The organism is Mesorhizobium shangrilense (genome assembly GCF_028826155.1).
Lineage (GTDB): Bacteria > Pseudomonadota > Alphaproteobacteria > Rhizobiales > Rhizobiaceae > Arvimicrobium > Arvimicrobium flavum.
On the sequence record NZ_JAQGPN010000001.1, the window covers coordinates 3,993,463 to 4,011,352 of the forward strand.

Consider the following 17,890-nt stretch of genomic DNA (forward strand, 5'->3'; position numbering starts at 1 on the left):
GTCTCAGCTCGCCTCGCGCATCTGCTCTGCCGCCTGAAGGTCCACGGAGACCAGCTGGCTCACCCCCTGTTCGGCCATGGTGACGCCGAACAGGCGGTTCATGCGCGCCATGGTGATCGGGTTGTGGGTGATGATGACGAAGCGCGTCTCGGTGGTGCGCGCCATCTCGTCCATCAGGTTGCAGAAGCGCTCGACATTGTGGTCGTCGAGCGGGGCGTCGACCTCGTCCAGCACGCAGATCGGCGCGGGATTGGTGAGGAAGACCGCGAAGATCAACGCCATGGCCGTCAGCGCCTGCTCGCCGCCGGACAGCAGGGTCATGGTCTGCGGCTTCTTGCCGGGCGGACGCGCGAGGATCTCCAGGCCGGCCTCCAGAGGGTCCTCGGACTCGATCAGCTGGAGTTCGGCGGTGCCGCCTCCGAACAGATGCGTGAACAGGCGCTGGAAGTGGCCGTTGACCACATCGAAGGCCGCGAGCAGCCGGTCGCGGCCCTCGCGGTTGAGGCTCTGGATCGCCTGCCTGAGTTTTCGGATCGCCTCGATCACGTCCTCGCGCTCCGAAACGATGGTCTCGAGCCGCTCGGAGAGTTCGCGCTGCTCCTCTTCGGCGCGCAGGTTGACCGCGCCCAGACGCTCGCGCTCGACCTTCAGCCGGTCGAGGTGACGTTCGACATCGGCCACTTCGGGCATCGCATCGTCGGGCCCCAGCCCGGTGTGGCGGACGACCAGGTGTGGCGGCACGTTGAGCGCCTCCTGGATGCGCGCCTCCACCTCGCGCCGGCGCTCGTCGGCGGCGGTGAGCCGCTCCTCGGCGCGGGCGCGGCCCTCACGCGATTCCGACAGCGCCTGGATCGCCGCGGTGGCTGCCTTGTCGAGAGCCGACTGGCGCGTCTCCGCCTCCTGCAGCCTGTCGGCGGCTTCCTTGCGCAGGTTTTCCGCCTGGCCGAGCTGCGAAAGCAGCGCCCGCCGGCGTGCTTCGATCTCGTCCGGCGTGTCCTCAAGCGACTTGCGCTCGGCCTCGGCCTCCGCCTTGCGCTCCGAAAGCGCCGCCATCTGCCGATCCGCATTCTCCGCGCGGCGCACCCAGGTCTCGCGTTCCTCCAGAATATGCTTGAGACGACGCTCGCGCGCCTCGGTGTCTCGCTTCAGCCCATCATGGGCGGCGCGCGCGTCTGCGACTGCCGCCCGGTCGCGGGCGACCTCGGCGGCGAGTTGTTCGAGATGCGCCTGCAACTCGGTGACATCCGGCGCGGCTGAGAACTGCTTCTGCGCGTCCTCGTGGGCGGCGGCGGCCTCGCGCTCGCTCTCCACGATGCGCGCCCGCGCTTCGTCGAGGGCGGCGCGGCGGCTGACCAATTCGCCAGCGGCGCGCTCGGCCCTGGCAAGCGCGTCGCGCGCAGCACTCACGGCGTGCTGGGCGTCGCGCCAGGCCTGGCGCGCAACGCGTTCGGCCTCCACCCGTTCGCGCACCGCCGCTTCAGCGGTCGAAAAACTCTCCTCGGCCGTGCGCAATCGGCTGCCCGCTCCGACCGCCTCGGCCTCCAGCTCGGCCAGCCTGTTTTTCTGCGCCAGGCGAAGCGCGGCCGCCGTCGGCGCATCGGCGCTGGCAGTCAGGCCATCCCAGCGCCAGAGTGCGCCGTCGCGCGTGACCAGACGCTGCCCCGGCGAAAGCAGCTTCTGCAGCCGCGGTCCTTCGGCGGCGTCGACGATGCCGACCTGCGCCAGTCGGCGGGCTAGCTCGGCCGGCGCGCGGACGACACTGGCGAGGCTGCGGACACCCTCCGGCAGGGCCGGATCGTTTGTCGCCGCACCGCTCTCGCCCCAGTGGACAGGCGCGGAGCGGTCGAGCGGCACCTCGAGGTCGTCGCCGAGCGCGGCGCCCAGAGCGGTCTCAAAACCGCGGTCGACGGAGATTTTTTCCAGCGCGGAAGCGAAGCCGTCCGCGCTCGTCGCGGAAAGAAGCTTCGCCAAGGTCCGGGCCTCGGTCTCGATGCCGGCGAGTTCGGCCTTGGCCTCCTGCACGGGCGGTCTCGCGGCCGTTTCCCGGGCTCGCGCCTCGGCGACCGCCTTCTCGGCCGCCGTCGCCGCTGTCTCGGCATCGGCTAGCGCCTGTTCGGCGGCATCGACCAGGAGCTTCTTTTCCGCTGGATCGGCGAGAGCTGCGATGCGCGCGGCGATGTCGCCCGCCTCGCGATCGACCTCGGCGAGCTGCCTCACGAAGCGGTCCCGGCGCTCGGCGGTGTCGCGCATCTGGCGATCGAGCTGCGCGCGCTGGGCGACGGCCTCGGCCCGCTCGGAGGTGAGTTTCGCGAGCGCCGATTCGCTGGCGGCCAGCGTCACTGCCGCCGCCTCCAGCGCAATGCGGGCGGCCGCCGCGCGCCCATCAGCGCCGGCGTTCTCTTCGGTCAGCCTGGCCTCCTCGGAGAGGAGCCGCTGCAGGACATCCGCATTGTCCTTCAGCATCTGGTCCTCGCGGACGAAATCGGCCTCGAGCTGCTGTAGGCGGCGGTCGAGTTCGGCCTGCCGCTGACGCATGCGGTTTGCCTCATCCTCGATCTGCGCTTTAGCGATCGAGAGGCGCTGCAAGGCTGCGGCCGCACTCGCCTCGGCCTCGCGCAAAGCCGGCAGATGGTGGGCGCCGACCGCCTGGTCCTTTGCGGCGTTCATCTGTTGCTGCGCCCGCTCTCCGACCAGACTGGTCGCGGACGAAAGAGCCGATTGCGCTTCGGCCTCCTGGGCTTTCGCAAGCGTCCAGCGCAGGTGGAGCAGCGTCGCTTCCGCCTTGCGGATATCGGCGGAAAGGTTCTTGAAGCGCGACGCCTGCCGGGCCTGACGACGCAGGTTGTCGATCTGCTGCTGCAGCTCGCCGACGACGTCGTCGAGGCGTTCGAGGTTCTGTTCGGCGCCGCGCAGTCTAAGCTCGGCCTCATGGCGGCGCGTGTGCAGACCGGAAATGCCGGCTGCTTCCTCGAGCAGCGCGCGGCGGGCCTGAGGCTTCGCCTGGATCAGCTCGCCGATGCGCCCCTGCCCGACCATCGACGGAGAGCGCGCGCCGGTCGACTGGTCGGCAAAGAGAAGTTGCACGTCCTTGGCCCGCGCCTCCTTGCCGTTGATGCGGTAGGTGGAGCCCGCCTCGCGCTCGATGCGGCGTGAGACCTGGAGTTCGTCGGCGTCATTGAACGCGGAGGGCGCGGTGCGGTCCTGGTTGTCCAGGAAAAGCGTGACTTCCGCCGTGTTGCGCGCCGGGCGCGCGCCGGAACCCGAGAAGATGACGTCGTCCATGCCGGACGCGCGCATGTTCTTGTAGGAGCTTTCGCCCATGACCCAGCGCAGCGCCTCGACGAGGTTCGACTTGCCGCACCCGTTCGGTCCGACAATGCCCGTCAGGCCTCGCTCGATGATGAACTCGCCGGGTTCTACAAAGGACTTGAAGCCGAGCAGTCGCAGACGGGAGAATCTCATGCCCGGCGCCCTTTTGCCTTCGCCCCTCGCGATGCCTGAAGCAAGGGCGAGACGACTGGCTCGTCCCAGGCGAAGCGTCGACCCGAATCCGGGACGACTCCGAGGCGTCGGCCGGAGCGCAACGCCTCGTATCTCGCCTCGTTTTTCATCGATCGCCTGGTCCCGGCCCTGCTGCACAAGGCCGAAGGCGACGCCTTCTCCCGCAAGGGGAGAAGGAACGCAGCATCACAGCATGCTGTCGATGACTGCCGATATCTCCGCAATCGACAAGGCTCCCTTGTATTGCTGCCCGTTGATGAAGAAGGTCGGCGTCGAGTCGACCTTGAACTCGTTCGAACCCCGCGTGCGCACAGCCCTGATGTCGTCGAGAAGCTTCTGGTCCGTCAAGCATTCCTCGAATTTCTGCTGTGAAAAACCGGCAAGCTTGGCGATCTGCAGCAGCGCATCGCGAGCATTTTCGACGGCGGCCCAAGTTCCCTGCTGCTTGAACAGCACGTCGATCATCGGGAAATAGTTGTCGCCTGCGCAACGCGCCAGCATGAAGCCCGCCTCGGCGCGTGGGTCGAAGGGAAACTCCCTGAAAATCAGCCTCACCTTGCCGGTGTCGATGTACTTCGTCTTCAGCTCCGGCAGCGTCTTTTCATGGAACGTCGCGCAGTGCGGGCAGGTCATCGAGGCATATTCGACGATGGTGACCGGCGCGTCTTCCTTGCCCAGCGTCATTTCCGGCAGCGAACCCGGCTCGATGAGCTTGGCGACGTCCGCCGAACCCTGCGCCGGCGGCGCGTCCACCTTGGCGGGGGTAGTCGAGGCGGTCGAGGTCGGAGCCGCTTCGGCCGGCGTCGCGGTCTCGGCCTTGGGCTGCTCGGCAGTGTCGCTGCAGCCGGCGAGTACGGCCGCCGAGGACACGGCGGCGAGCGAGACGATCATCTGTCGGCGCGATATGGAACGAAGCATCGAATCACCTGAATTCTTCTGGATGTTGCAACGGGAAGCCACACAAAGGCGAGATGTCGCGCGAATTAAGGCATCTGCGCACCCAATCCAATCACCCGAATGGTGAAAATCGTTCACGAAACGGGGAATTTTTCAGTGCTTGCGACGCCTTTCCCCAAGAACGGAGCGGCCGAGCCGCTCCAGTGACGCCCGCAATTCCTCGTTTTCGATGGCAGACACCTTGCCGCTCAGCTTCGCCGCCTCGGCTTCGCTCAACGGCTTGAGACGCGGTCGGGGAGGAATGGCTGCCGTCCGCACCGGCTTCTGGACGATCCTGATGCGGCCGATCGCGTTGTAGCCGAGGAAGGCGTTGACGCGACCGATGATCTCGGAGGTCTCGTGCTGTATGTGCAGCGCCGCCATGCCCTCGCAGGCAATGACCAGCACCGCCGGCTCGAAGGCGTCTTCGTCGTGCCGGTTCGGCCACTGGATCTTCTGCGGCCGGGAGATCACTGCGAGGCGCGGGCCGACGACCTCCTCCCAGGACTGCACGAGGCCGACCGAAATGCCGGCGCGCTTGCGCAGCACCGGATCGAGGAGATCGGAAACGAGGTCGCTGACCGGAACCGGGCGATTTGGCGTGAACTTGGCCATGGGGGTTGCTTACACCACCAGGATTGAAAGCGGCAAATCAAACGGACCAGGCGCATCGATTGATGCCTCATAGAGCATATGTTATGAAGGACATATGCCAAAACGCGCAAGGCTCCTCAGGCGACGGAAGTTCGATCTGGGGAGAGGTTACATTGCGCAGGTCACGATCTGGGAGTTGCCTCTCAGAACCGAAGAACGCCCACACGGGCTAAAATACTCGCTCTTTTTCGGGCGGTATGGCGAGCGTATTATCGGCTACGACAATGAAGCAGGCAAGGGCGACCACCGGCACTACCGCGAACGGGAAGAGCCCTACCGATTTCATTCTATGAAGCAACTCCTAGCCGACTTTTTTGCCGATGTGAGAAAGGAACTCGACAGTGAATGAGGTAAGGCTTTACGTCGATACCTTTGAAGGTTTCGTCAAAGACACTCTCCGCATGGCGGAGAAGCTGGATGCTGGCGATCGAACAGTCGAGCCCGCCTCTTTCGGCTTCGCCAAGGCGGAGATGCTGTTCGCACTGCTTACGCCCAAGCGGTGGGAGCTGCTGAGAGCATTGAGGGCAAGCGGCCGCTCATCCATCCGCGCCCTGGCGAAGGCCCTTGGGCGCGATTATCGCGGCGTGCACGCAGACGTGACCGCGTTGATCCATGCCGGGCTAATCGAGCGCGACGACAACCGCCTCATCCGCGTGCCCTGGTCGAAGATCACCGCCGAAATGGACGTTGAAGCGGCGGCCTGAACTCGCTAGTGCGGCGGGCATGGCCACCTGCCGTTCGCTCCCGTCCCGCCTGCTCGCCTGGTACGACCGCCACCACCGCTATCTCCCGTGGCGCGTCCCGCCTGACCGGATCGCCGCCGGCGTAAGGCCCGACCCCTACCGTGTCTGGCTTTCGGAGGTCATGCTCCAGCAGACGACCGTCGAGGCGGTGAAGCCCTATTTTCGGACCTTCGTCGAGACCTGGCCGACAGTCGGCACGCTGGCCGCATCCGAGCAGGAAGACGTGATGAAGGCCTGGGCCGGCCTCGGCTACTATTCACGGGCGCGGAACCTCAAGAAATGCGCCGAAGCAGTCGCGACCACCCATGCTGGGTTATTTCCGTCGAGCGAGGAAGGGCTGCGCACACTCCCGGGCATCGGTCCCTACACGGCGGCCGCGATCGCGGCGATCGCCTTCGGCCGCCCCGCCGCGGTGGTGGACGGCAATGTCGAGCGGGTGATGTCGCGGGTCTTCGCCATCGATCGCCCGGTGAGCGAGAGCAAGCCGCAGATCCGCGCGCTCGTGGAAACGCTCGTGCCGGTGGACAGGCCTGGAGACTTCGCGCAGGCGATGATGGACCTCGGCGCGACGATCTGCTCGCCGAAGCGGCCGGCCTGCATGATGTGCCCGATCCGCGACGACTGCGCGGCGCTGGCAGGCGGGGACCCGGAGAGATTCCCGGTGAAGACGGTCAAGGCCGAGCGGCCGACACGCCGGGGCGCAGCCTTCGTGGCGGTGCGGGCGGACGGCGCGGTGCTGCTCCGGAAGCGAGCGGAAAGCGGGTTGCTCGGCGGCATGACGGAGGTGCCCGGCACTGGCTGGACGGCACGCGCGGACGGCGAGACCACCGCAAAAGCTGCGCCTTTTGCGGGAAATTGGACCTTTGCGGGACAAATTGTCCACGTTTTCACGCATTTTTCACTGGAACTGGACGTCTTTCGTTCCGATATGGACGGCCACACCCCTCCGCCCGGGACATGGTGGTCTGCACCATCTGATCTTCCCGGCGAGGCTTTGCCGACCGTGATGAAAAAGGCTATCGAGGCAGTTCTTCCCGGCGCAACGCGCAAGAACTCCGGCCCGAGACACAGATGACCGACATCCGCCATATCGTCTTCGACATCGGCATGGTGCTGATCCACTACGATCCGAACCTCCCGTTCCTTCGCTTCATCCCCGATCCGGCGGAACGCAAGTGGTTCTTCGAGAATGTCTGCACGCACGACTGGAACATAGAACAGGACCGCGGGCGGACGTGGGAGGAAGCCGAGGCGCTGCTGATCGCCGACTACCCGGAGCACGAAGAGAACATCCGCAACTTCCGCCGCTACTGGCACGAGATGCTTCCCCATCCGATCGACGGTTCCGTCGCGCTGATGGACAGGCTGATCGATGCCGGCCACGACGTGACGATGCTCACCAACTGGGCTGCGGATACCTTCGTCGAGGCGCGCGGACGCTTTGCGTTCCTCGATCGGCCACGGGGCGTGACGGTGTCCGGCATGATCAAGCTGATCAAGCCGGAGCCGGCGATCTACGAGCATCACGCCAAGGCGTTCGACCTGGACCCTGCCGCAACACTGTTCATCGACGACAATCCTAAAAACGTCGATGCCGCACGGGATGCGGGCTGGCGGGCAATCCGGTTCACCAACCCCGCCGCGCTCGAGGACGCGCTGGCAGAACATGGAATAAGAGCATGAGCATTTCCGCAACCATGCGGGCGGCCGAGCCCGGCATCGTCGACATCGTCGCGCGCTACCACGCAGCACTTGCGGCGCAGGACTTCGAAGCGATCGAGACCTTCCTGACGGACACCGTCGTCTACATTTCCGACGGGATCGGCGTGCACGAAGGCCGCGAAGCGGTGCTGAGCGGCATCCGCACCTATTTCGCCGAGTTCGGCGACCATGCCGCAGAGGACTTCGAGATCGAGGCCATCTCGGATCGCGCCGTCCGGTCCGTCTGGAAGGTGACCGCGACGAGCGCCAGGAACGGCCGGAAGATCGAGCGCCACGGAGAGAAGACCGCCTTCCTCGACCGCGACGGTTTCATCGAGAAGATCATCGTCAGGGACCGGACGCCGGACACCGCGGCATAGTCGCGACCGGCTTTCCGGGCTCCGCGAACCTCTCCCGAAAGCCCTTGCATCCGATAGCGCCGTCCGTATTCCTCTCACCCATGCGAGAGGACAGGGTATTCCACACCGCCTGGATCAGCAGTGACGGCAGCGAGGGCTTCTCGGGCTCACCTGCCGGCCTGTTCCCGTGGTGGAGTTTTACCAAGACGGCGCTGGCGATATGCGCGCTGCGCCTCGTGGAGGACAAGCGCCTCGACCTGGATACGCCAAGGCCCGGGAAAACCTTTACCCTAAGGCAACTTCTGCAGCATCGGGCCGGAGTGCCGGACTACGGCTCCCTGAACGCCTACCATGACGCTGTCGCCCGGAACGACGCAGCCTGGTCTCGGGCGCATCTCCTGGAGGCCGCGGGTGCAGACCGGCTCGACTTCTCACCCGGAACGGGCTGGGCCTACAGCAACATAGGCTATCTGTTCGTTGGCGACGCCATTGAGGACGCCAGCGGACTCGACCTTGCGACAGCTCTCCGCGTTTTCGTGCTTGAGCCGTCAGAGGCCGTTTCAGCAAGTCTCGCGACAAAACCTGCCGACTTCCGACAGATTTTCTGGCCCGCCCTTCGCACATATGACCCTAGATGGGTCTACCACGGCTGCCTGATCGGCACTCCGATGGATGCGGCCAGGGTGCTTCACGCCTGCCTCGGCGAACGGATCCTGCGGCCCGACACGTTACACACAATGGTCGCGGCACATGAATTGGGCGATGCGCCGCCCGGCAGGCCATGGACCGGCACCGGTTACGGGCTGGGCCTGATGTCGGGCAGGATGGGCGCTGCGGGCCGCGCGATCGGACATTCGGGCGGCGGCCCGGGCTGCGTCAACGCTGTCTATCACTTCCCCGACGCGGCGGATCCGATCGTGGTCGCGGCCTTCACCGATGGCGACGATGAAGGACTGGCCGAATTCGAAACCGTATCGATTGCTCGGCGCGCACCTGCCGCCCGATGATGATGTCCGGCGGGCGGCCCGGCTCAGGCCCCTGCCCGCTCCATGCCGAGCCGCGCGATCCGGCGCAACTCGTCGATCGCGGTCAGGCCGCCATTGCGCTCGTAGTGCCAGAAGGTCCAGCCGTTGCAGGCCTCGAGGCCCTGCACTTGGGCGCCGAGACGATGGATCGAGCCAGCCGAGGTGCCGGTCGCGAGCGTGCCGTCGGCGCGAACCTTGGCCGCCCAGCGCTTGCGCGAATCGTAGAGTGTCGTGCCCGGCGCGATCAGGCCTGAATCCACTAGGCTGCCGAACGCCACGCGCGGTTCGGCGCGCTTGCCCGACATGACGCTCAGTTCAGCCGCACCGAGCGGCTGTACTGCCGCAATGCGTGCGGTGGCGGCGTCGATATAAGCCTGCTCGCGCTCGACGCCGATGAAGTGGCGGCCCAGGCGCTTGGCGACGGCGCCCGTGGTGCCGGAACCAAAGAATGGATCGAGGATCACGTCGCCGGGCTTGCTGGAGGCGAGCATCACGCGCGCCAGCAGCGCCTCCGGCTTCTGGGTCGGGTGCAGCTTGTCGCCATTGGCGTCACGCAGGCGCTCGCCCCCCGTGCATATCGGGAACAGCCAGTCCGAACGCATCTGCACGTCGTCATTGGCCGCCTTCATGGCGTCGTAGTTGAAGGTGTATCCCTTGGCGTCGCGGTCGCGCGAAGCCCAGATCATCGTCTCGTGCGCGTTCTGGAAGCGACGCCCGCGAAAATTCGGCATCGGATTGGTCTTGCGCCAGACCACGTCGTTGAGGATCCAGTAGCCGAGATCCTGCATGATCGCGCCAACGCGGAAGATGTTGTGGTACGAGCCGATCACCCAGATGGTGCCGTTCGGCTTCAGCACGCGGCGGGCGGCGAGCAGCCAGGCGCGAGTGAACGCATCATAGGCCTGGAAACTATCGAACTGGTCCCAGTGGTCGTCGACCGCGTCGACCTTGGACTGGTCGGGGCGGTGCAGATCGCCATCGAGCTGCAGATTGTAGGGCGGGTCGGCGAAGACGATGTCTACCGACTTTTCCGGAAGCCGGTTGAGGGCCGCGACGCAGTCCCCTTTCAGGATGGTATCCATCCACTCGGCTTTTGGAGACACAAGGAAATCGTCGTCGGCGAGACGCAAGGCAGACATGGCACAACCCGGAGCACGCGTTACTGTTTACGAGCCGTTATGGTTACCGATCAGCGTAAACAATCGGTGAAGCCGGCCTGAAATTTGCGGTTCGGGTGCCGATGGTGTAATGGGCCGGCCTTGTTTCCCGCGGCAACTCCTCCCCGAGGCCGCCAATCTTCACCGGATTTCCATGGACGACATCGATCTCGTTATTTTCGACTGCGACGGCGTGCTCGTCGATTCAGAGGTTATCGCCGCGCGGGTCGAGGCCGACCTGATCACCAAGGCGGGCTATCCCATTAGTGCTGCCGAGATCTCGGAGACCTATGCCGGCCTGACCTTCCGCGACATCCTGCTGCGCGTGGAGAAGGAAGCGGACATGCCCTTCCAGGCCACGCTGATCGAACAGGCCAGAACCGAGATGGAGCGCGAGCTGCGTCGCAGCGTGCAGGCGATCGAAGGCGTCCACGAGGCCGTCGCCGCCGTCGAGACCAAGCGCTGCATCTGCTCGAATTCACGCAGCGACATGCTCGACATGATGCTGACCAAGACCGGCATCAAGCCGCTCTTCGGCGCCGACATCTTCGCCGCGCTGGAGACACCGACGGCCAAGCCGAAGCCCGCGCCCGACGTGTTCCTCTTCGCCGCCGAGAAGATGAAGGCAGACCCGCGCCGCACCTTCGCGATCGAGGATTCAGTACATGGCATCCACGGCGCCAAGGCCGCTGGCATGCGCGTCATCGGCTTCACGGGCGGCTCGCACAGCTACCCGGGCCACGGCGACCTCCTGATGGAGGCCGGGGCCGAAACCGTCATCCGCCGCTGGGCGGAACTCAAGGGCGTGCTCGGCGCGCTCGCGAGCTGGTCGGAGATTGCCTGAGCACCGTGCGGGACGGCGCTCGCCTCAACGGAGCGATGCCGGCGTCACTGACGCTTCGGCGGCCCCTCGTCGTAGCCGGCGAAGACCTGGACGCGCCGGTCCGCGGGCAGCACGAACGAGACGTTCGGATCGTTGAAGACGAACTGGGTGGCCGCCGAGCCGTCGGACACGCTGACCTGATGCCTGTGCAACTGCGAGTAAAGGACGTCGTCGCCGTGCGTCACCACGATGCGGATCGGCATGTTGATGGAACCCGGCGAGAAGGCCGGACCGGGCACGACCCTGCCGGCGACGGCGACGTTCATCGTCATGGCGCCGTCAGCGCTCGTCGTGCAGGTGCGCGTCACCTCGCCGATCGAAGCCTGATGGACGACCTTCGTGGCGTCCCCGTCCCCGCCTTTCGCGTAGTTGTTGAAGTAGGCGGTGCCGTCGCGCAAGGTGACGCGCGGGCAATAGGCGCGCAACTCGGCCTCGGTGACCTTCTGCTCGGCGGGCTTGGCGCCGTCGCCGACGGCCAGTGCACCGGCGCTGTCGCCGGACTGGCAGCCCGCAACGCCCAAGATAATGCCCGAAAGAGCAGCGAGCGGCAGAAAACGGCGATCGGGCAAGCGTGACCTCATGAACCTCAAGCTGAAAAATCCCCCCTTGGCAACGAAGGCGCTCTATAGCAACCGGGCGGCAAAAATGCGACTGACTGACCCGCGTTTTCCACGAACTGGCCACAAGTCTGTCGCCTAAGCCCATGAAAGACCAATGATACGTTACGTCAGCACACGGGGCGAAGCCCCCGCCCTCGGCTTCTCGGACGCAGTGCTTGCGGGTCTCGCGCGCGACGGCGGGCTCTACGTCCCTGAAGAATGGCCCACGTTCAGCGCCGCCGACATACGCGGCTTGCGCGGTCTCTCCTATGCCGACGCCGCGATCCGCATCCTGACGCCCTTTCTCGGCGGCGAGGTTTCCGCTTCGGTGTTCGAACGCCTCGTCCGCGAGGCCTACGCCACGTTCCGCCATGACGCCGTCTGCCCCCTGGTGCAGATCGACGCGAACCGCTTCGTTCTCGAGCTCTTCCACGGGCCGACGCTCGCCTTCAAGGACGTCGCCATGCAGCTGCTGGCGAGGCTGATGGACCACATCCTGGCCGAACGCGGCGAGCGGGCGACCATTGTCGGTGCGACCTCGGGCGACACCGGCGGGGCGGCGATCGAGGCCTTCGCCGGGCGCGACCGCACCGATATCTTCATCCTGTTTCCGCACGGGCGCGTATCGCCGGTGCAGCAGCGCCAGATGACCACGCAAGCGGCGGGCAACGTTCACGCACTGGCGATCGAAGGCAACTTCGACGACTGCCAAAGCCTCGTGAAGGACATGTTCAACGATCATCGCTTCCGCGATCGCATGTCGCTGTCGGGCGTGAATTCGATCAACTGGGCGCGGATCATGGCCCAGATCGTCTACTACTTCACCTCGGCTGTCTCGCTCGGCGCGCCGGACCGGCCGGTGTCGTTCACCGTGCCCACCGGCAATTTCGGCGACATCTTCGCCGGCTACGCGGCCAAGCGCATGGGATTGCCGATCGAGCGGCTGGCGATCGCCACCAACGACAACGACATCCTGGCGCGCACGCTGGCGACCGGCGAGTACCGGATGGAGGGCGTGGTCGCGACGACTTCCCCGTCGATGGACATCCAGATCTCGTCCAACTTCGAGCGGCTGCTGTTCGAGGCGTCGAAGCGGGACGCGGCGACTGTGCGGCGCTACATGGCCGGGCTCAAGCAGTCGGGCGGCTTCCGCATCGAAGACGGCGCGGTCGAGACCATCCGGCGCGAATTCGACGCCGGGCGTGCGACCATGGCGGAAACGGCCGCGACCATCGCGACGACGCTGAAATCCAGCGGCTACCTGCTCGACCCGCATACCGCGACCGCCGTGCATGTATCCGAAGCGGCCGACCAAAGAACGCCCATGATCGTGCTCGGAACTGCGCACCCCGCGAAGTTTCCCGACGCGGTGGAGGCAGCAAGCGGCGTGAAACCCCGACTGCCCGAATGGTTGGCGGACTTGATGGAACGTCACGAAAAGTTCACAGTGCTCCCCTCCGACCTCCAAAAGGTCGAAGAGTACATTGGCCGCCTGTCGCGCGCGGCGCTCTAAGGAGAAGTAGCTAGATGGGTGTAGAGGTAAGCCGTCTGTCGAACGGCCTGACGGTCGCCACTGAAACCCTGCCCAGCGTTGAATCCGTCGCCCTCGGCGTGTGGGTCAAGTCGGGCGCGCGCAACGAGCGCGACGACGAACACGGGATCGCGCATCTCCTCGAGCACATGGCGTTCAAGGGGACCGGCAGCCGCACCGCATTCCAGATCGCCTCGCAGATCGAGAATGTCGGCGGGGAGATCAACGCGGCGACGAGCGTGGAGACGACGTCGTTCTTCGCCCGCGTACTGAGCAAGGACCTGCCGCTGGCGATCGACCTGCTGGCCGACATCCTCACCGATTCGAATTTCGACCCCGCCGAACTCGAGCGCGAGCAGCACGTCATCCTCCAGGAGATCGGCGCAGCGCACGACACTCCTGACGACATCGTCTTCGACCGTTTCACCGAAACGGCCTTCAGGCACCAGCCGATCGGGCGCTCGATCCTGGGCACGCCGGAAACCGTGCGCTCGTTTACGTCGCGACAGCTGCATTCCTATATGGAGCGGCAGTACGGGGCCGATCGCATGGTGGTGGTGGCCGCCGGCGATGTCGACCATGACACCTTCGTGCGGGAGGTCGAGAAGCGGCTCGGCGGCTTCCGCGCCACCTCCGACAACGTCGCGCCACAGCCGGCAAGCTATTTCGGCGGCGACTTCCGCGAGGACCGCGACCTGATGGACGCGCAGATCGTGCTCGGCTTCGAAGGCCGCGCCTACCACGTGCGGGACTTCTATGCCTCGCAGGTGCTGTCGATGATCCTCGGAGGCGGCATGTCGTCCCGCCTGTTCCAGGAAATCCGTGAAAAGCGCGGCCTGTGCTACTCGGTCTACGCCTTCCACTGGGGTTTTTCGGACACCGGCATCTTCGGCGTCCATGCAGCCACCGGCGAGAGCGACATCGGCAAGCTGGTGCCGGTGATCGTAGAGGAACTGCGCCGCTCCGGCGAGACGATCCTTCCGGAGGAACTCGACCGCGCCCGTGCGCAGTACCATGCGGGACTGGTGATGTCGGCCGAAAGCCCGGCCAGCCGCGCATCGCAGATCGCCAGGCAGCTGCTGCTGTTCGGCCGCCCGATCCCCCGTGAAGAGCTGGTCGACCGGCTTTCGAAGCTGACGACCGAACGGCTGACGGATCTCTCGCAGCGTCTTTTCTCCACCACGCCCACGATCGCGGCCATCGGCCCCGTCGGCTCGCTTGCCTCCTACGACCGCATCAGCGCGTCGTTGCCGCAATACGCGCCCGCCGAGCAGAAGCTGGCGGTCTAAGCCCAGGGCAGCGGCGCGGCCATGCTGGCGCTCCCCTTTGTCAGGCGGGATGCTCCATGCCTGCGCGGAGAGCGCGTCACGCTGCGCCTCCCGGTCCGCGGGGACTATCAGGAATGGGCAGCCCTACGCGCCGAAAGCCGGGCTTTCCTGGAGCCCTGGGAACCGCGCTGGGCGCCGGACGAGCTGGAACGCGCCGCCTGGCGCCACCGCCTCAACAAGTACCGCGAGGATTTTGCGCGCGGGTATGCCGTACCCTTCTTCCTCATCGAGAACTTCGGTGGAAAACTGGTCGGCGGGATAACCCTCGGCAACATCCGCCACGGAGTGTCGCAGAGCGGCCAGATCGGCTATTGGATCGGCGAGCGCTATGCTGGACAAGGCCTCATGCTTGAGGGCCTGCGGCTTCTGACGCGGCATGCGTTCGAGACGCTTCGGTTGCATCGCGTCGAGGCAGCCTGTATCCCCGACAATACGCGATCTGTTCGCGTGCTTGAAAAAGCCGGATTTCAGCGCGAAGGACTGCTCCGATCCTATCTACGCATCAACGGGGCCTGGCAGGATCACTACCTTTACTCGCTGATCGCGACCGATGCTCGCGGGAGATGAAAGAGACCCTTTCTTGACGCCGCACAAACGACCCGCACTCGTCTCCCTCTTTCTCCTGACGCTGCTCGCCATGATCTTGACGGCCGGCGGGGCCTCAGCCGTCGAGGCGATCAAGATCTCGCGGGACGACGTTGCGCTCGACCTTTCCGGCGCCCTCGAGATCCACCGGAACCAGGGCGAGAACTTCCAGGTGTCCACCGCGCCCGGCCCCGACGGCATCGTGCGCCGCATCGAGGTGGAAGCGAACAAGGATCGTTCGAGCGGCGACTGGGCGGTATTCGCCCTGGCCAACACCACGGACCAGCAGCTCGACCGGCTGATCGTCACTCCGCACTTCCGGCTGGTAGGATCCGGCCTCTTCTGGCCCGACCTCGGCGCCAGCCGCATCGCGGCGATCACGCCCAGCGAGGGCTTTGCGCTCGACCGCCAGGCGAGCCCGGATTCCGACGTCTTCCTGGTCACGCTCAACCCGGGCACGGTGATCACGTTCGTCGCCGAACTCGCGTCGCCTAAGCTGCCGCAGGTCTACCTGTGGGACCCGGAATCCTACAAGGACACGGTCAACTCCTATACGCTGTACCGCGGCATCGTCATCGGCATCGCCGGCCTGCTGGCGCTGTTCCTGACCATCCTTTTCGTCGTCAAGGGCACCTCGATGTTCCCGGCAACGGCGGCACTCGCCTGGGCGGTGCTGGCGTATATCAGCGTCGACTTCGGCTTCCTCAACAAGTTGATCGCCATTTCGCCCGGCAGCGAGCAGATCTGGCGGGCTGGCACGGAGGTGGCGCTTGCGGGATCGCTAGTGGTGTTCCTGTTCGCCTATCTCAATCTCAATCGATGGCACGGCCATTTCAGCTACGGCGCGGTGGTCTGGGTGCTCGGTCTCCTGGCCATCGCCGGCGTGGCCGTCATCGATCCGGCCGTGGCGGCGGGATTGGCGCGCGTCTCGTTCGCGGGCACCGCCGTCATCGGCCTGATGCTCATCGTCTATCTCGGCATCCGCAGCTACGACCGCGCCGTGATGCTCATCCCCAGCTGGATGATGGTCATGGTCTGGGTGCTCGGGTCGTGGCTCGCCATCACGGGCTCGCTCGACAACGACATCGTCCAGCCGGCGCTGGGCGGCGGCCTGGTTCTGATTATCCTTTTGATCGGCTTCACCGTGATGCAGCACGCCTTTGCCGGCGGCGCGCTCAACCACGGCCTGTTCAGCGATCTCGAACGCCAGGCGCTGGCGATCGTCGGCTCCGGAGACACCGTGTGGGACTGGGACGTGGTGCGCGACCGCGTCGTCACCCGGCCGGACATCAGCGTGCAGCTGGGCTTGGCGCCGAACAGTCTGGGCGGCCCGGCGCGCAACTGGCTGCCGGTCCTCCACACGGACGACCGCGACACCTTCCGCACCACCCTCGACGTCGTGCTCGAACACAGGCGCGGCAAGGTCGCCCAGAACTTCCGGCTGCGCGGCTCCGACGGGCATTACCACTGGTTCGCGCTGCGGGCGCGGCCAGTCGTCGGCTCCGACGGCGAGGTCATCCGCTGCGTCGGCACGCTGGTCGACGTCACCGAGCAGAAGAAGGCCGAGGAGCGTCTGCTGCACGATGCCGTGCACGACAACTTGACCGGTCTGCCGAGCCGCGAGCTGTTCATGAACCGGCTTGACGCGGTGGTCTCCATCGCCAGGTCGGAAGACACGGTCCGGCCGACGATCTTCGTCATCGACATCGACCGCTTCAAACAGGTCAATGACGGCCTTGGCATCTCGGCTGGCGACACCATCCTGCTTACCATCGCCCGGCGCCTGCACCGGCTGCTGAAGCCGCGTGATTCACTGTGCCGGATGGGCGGCGACCAGTTCGCTCTGATGCTGCTCTCCGAGCAGGATCCGGCCCGCATCGCCAGCGTCGCCGAGGCGGTCAAGAAGGCGATCCAGACCCCGATCACCTTTGCCAAGCGCGAGATCGTCCTCACCGCCTCGATCGGCCTGATCAGCTGGACCGCTGCAGGCTCGACGGCGGAGGAGCTGGTGAAGGACGCCGAGCTCGCCATGCACCAGGCGAAGCGCTTCGGCGGCGACAGGATCGAGCCGTTCCGGCCGGCGTTCCGCACCGTCGGCACCGACCGGCTGCAGCTCGAATCCGACCTGCGCCGGGCCGTGGAGCGCAAGGAGATCACGCTGGCCTACCAGCCGATCGTCCGGCTCGAGGACCGGACCGTCGCCGGCTTCGAGGCGCTGCTGCGCTGGGAGCATCCGCGCCGCGGCATGATCCCGCCGTCAGACTTCATTCCCGTGGCGGAGAACTGCGGTCTCATCGTTCAGCTCGGCCTCTTCGCCATGCAGCAGGGGGCTGAGGACCTGGCCCTCTGGCAGAAGCAGACGACCGACGTGCCGCTGTTCCTCTCCGTCAACCTGTCCAGCCGGCAACTGCTGCGCCGCGACCTCGTCAGCGACGTCCGCTCGGTCGTGGCGCGCGCCAACCTGAAGCCGCGGAGCTTCCGCCTTGAGCTAACCGAGTCTTTGGTGATGGAGAACCCGGAGCAGGCGACACACGTACTCAACCGCCTCAAGAAGCTCGGGATCGGCCTCTCCCTCGACGATTTCGGGACCGGCTATTCGTCGCTCTCCTACCTGACCCGCTTCCCCTTCGACACGATCAAGATCGACAAGAGCTTTCTGGACGACAAGACGCCCAAGCGCACCGTGCTGGTGCGGTCCATGGTGAACATGGCGCATGAACTCGGCCTATCCGTGGTCGTTGAGGGCGTCGCCGACGAGAACGATGCGCTCGAACTCAGGCAGATGGGCTGCGAATACGGCCAGAGCTTCCTGTTCGGCGCGCCGATCAACGCCGACGCAGCATTGAAGCTGCTGAAAGACCAGTATCAGCCGGCAGATACATGAGGAC

The 17,890-nt window shown here is 65.8% G+C and carries 16 protein-coding genes; 11 read left to right on the plus strand and 5 right to left on the minus strand.

Annotated features, from left to right (window positions below; genetic code table 11):
- Positions 1-3: 3 nt before the first annotated feature.
- The 3 genes from smc to PD284_RS19335 all read right to left on the minus strand — a co-directional run bounded on the left by smc (position 4) and on the right by PD284_RS19335 (position 5,052).
- Positions 4-3,462, minus strand: a complete 3,459-nt coding sequence (gene smc / locus PD284_RS19325; protein WP_274629763.1) for a chromosome segregation protein SMC — start codon at positions 3,460-3,462, stop codon at positions 4-6.
- Between the two features lie 225 nt (positions 3,463-3,687).
- Positions 3,688-4,419: a DsbA family protein gene (locus tag PD284_RS19330; protein ID WP_274629764.1), complete on the minus strand. Its 732-nt coding sequence runs from the start codon at positions 4,417-4,419 to the stop codon at positions 3,688-3,690.
- Positions 4,420-4,551: 132 nt separating this feature from the next.
- Positions 4,552-5,052, minus strand: a complete 501-nt coding sequence (locus PD284_RS19335) for a DUF721 domain-containing protein (protein WP_274629765.1) — start codon at positions 5,050-5,052, stop codon at positions 4,552-4,554.
- A gap of 94 nt (positions 5,053-5,146) precedes the next feature.
- On the opposite strand from PD284_RS19335, the gene PD284_RS19340 reads away from it, so the two are divergent.
- The 6 genes from PD284_RS19340 to PD284_RS19365 are packed head-to-tail and all read left to right on the plus strand — an operon-like array spanning position 5,147 to position 8,901.
- Positions 5,147-5,440 carry a toxin-antitoxin system TumE family protein gene (locus tag PD284_RS19340; RefSeq protein WP_274629766.1) on the plus strand — a complete coding sequence of 98 codons (294 nt, stop codon included), beginning with the start codon at positions 5,147-5,149 and terminating at the stop codon, positions 5,438-5,440.
- Positions 5,433-5,795, plus strand: coding sequence for an HVO_A0114 family putative DNA-binding protein (locus tag PD284_RS19345; protein ID WP_274629767.1), 363 nt, complete (start codon positions 5,433-5,435; stop codon positions 5,793-5,795). The genes PD284_RS19340 and PD284_RS19345 overlap by 8 nt, the downstream gene beginning before the upstream one ends.
- 19 nt (positions 5,796-5,814) lie before the next feature.
- Positions 5,815-6,909, plus strand: a complete 1,095-nt coding sequence (gene mutY / locus PD284_RS19350) for an A/G-specific adenine glycosylase (protein WP_274629768.1) — start codon at positions 5,815-5,817, stop codon at positions 6,907-6,909.
- Complete coding sequence (locus tag PD284_RS19355; protein WP_274629769.1) at positions 6,906-7,517, plus strand: HAD family hydrolase; 612 nt, start codon at positions 6,906-6,908, stop codon at positions 7,515-7,517. Before mutY ends, PD284_RS19355 begins: the two co-directional genes overlap by 4 nt.
- Positions 7,514-7,915 (plus strand): nuclear transport factor 2 family protein, encoded by a 402-nt coding sequence (locus PD284_RS19360; protein ID WP_274629770.1) that lies wholly within the window; start codon positions 7,514-7,516, stop codon positions 7,913-7,915. The genes PD284_RS19355 and PD284_RS19360 overlap by 4 nt, the downstream gene beginning before the upstream one ends.
- A gap of 44 nt (positions 7,916-7,959) precedes the next feature.
- Positions 7,960-8,901, plus strand: coding sequence for a serine hydrolase domain-containing protein (locus PD284_RS19365; RefSeq protein WP_274629771.1), 942 nt, complete (start codon positions 7,960-7,962; stop codon positions 8,899-8,901).
- A gap of 23 nt (positions 8,902-8,924) precedes the next feature.
- Here the strand turns inward: PD284_RS19365 and PD284_RS19370 are convergent, their stop codons facing one another.
- On the minus strand, positions 8,925-10,058 hold the full coding sequence (locus PD284_RS19370) for a site-specific DNA-methyltransferase (protein ID WP_274629772.1): 1,134 nt from the start codon (positions 10,056-10,058) through the stop codon (positions 8,925-8,927).
- A gap of 172 nt (positions 10,059-10,230) precedes the next feature.
- On the opposite strand from PD284_RS19370, the gene PD284_RS19375 reads away from it, so the two are divergent.
- Complete coding sequence (locus PD284_RS19375; protein WP_274629773.1) at positions 10,231-10,920, plus strand: HAD family hydrolase; 690 nt, start codon at positions 10,231-10,233, stop codon at positions 10,918-10,920.
- 44 nt (positions 10,921-10,964) lie between these two features.
- Here PD284_RS19375 and PD284_RS19380 read toward each other — a convergent pair whose 3' ends face one another.
- Positions 10,965-11,528, minus strand: a complete 564-nt coding sequence (locus PD284_RS19380; RefSeq protein WP_338036667.1) for a hypothetical protein — start codon at positions 11,526-11,528, stop codon at positions 10,965-10,967.
- 148 nt (positions 11,529-11,676) lie between these two features.
- Between PD284_RS19380 and thrC the strand changes: the two genes are divergently transcribed.
- The 4 genes from thrC (at position 11,677) to PD284_RS19400 (ending at position 17,886) form a co-directional block, all read left to right on the plus strand.
- On the plus strand, positions 11,677-13,071 hold the full coding sequence (gene thrC / locus PD284_RS19385; protein ID WP_274630704.1) for a threonine synthase: 1,395 nt from the start codon (positions 11,677-11,679) through the stop codon (positions 13,069-13,071).
- Positions 13,072-13,085: 14 nt separating this feature from the next.
- Entirely contained in the window at positions 13,086-14,378 is a 1,293-nt protein-coding gene (locus PD284_RS19390; protein WP_274629775.1) for a M16 family metallopeptidase, read from the plus strand.
- Between the two features lie 21 nt (positions 14,379-14,399).
- Positions 14,400-14,984 carry a GNAT family N-acetyltransferase gene (locus PD284_RS19395; RefSeq protein ID WP_274629776.1) on the plus strand — a complete coding sequence of 195 codons (585 nt, stop codon included), beginning with the start codon at positions 14,400-14,402 and terminating at the stop codon, positions 14,982-14,984.
- A gap of 70 nt (positions 14,985-15,054) precedes the next feature.
- A complete protein-coding gene (locus PD284_RS19400; RefSeq protein ID WP_274630705.1) occupies positions 15,055-17,886 on the plus strand; it encodes an EAL domain-containing protein in 2,832 nt (943 codons plus the stop codon).
- The last annotated feature ends 4 nt before the right edge of the window (positions 17,887-17,890 follow it).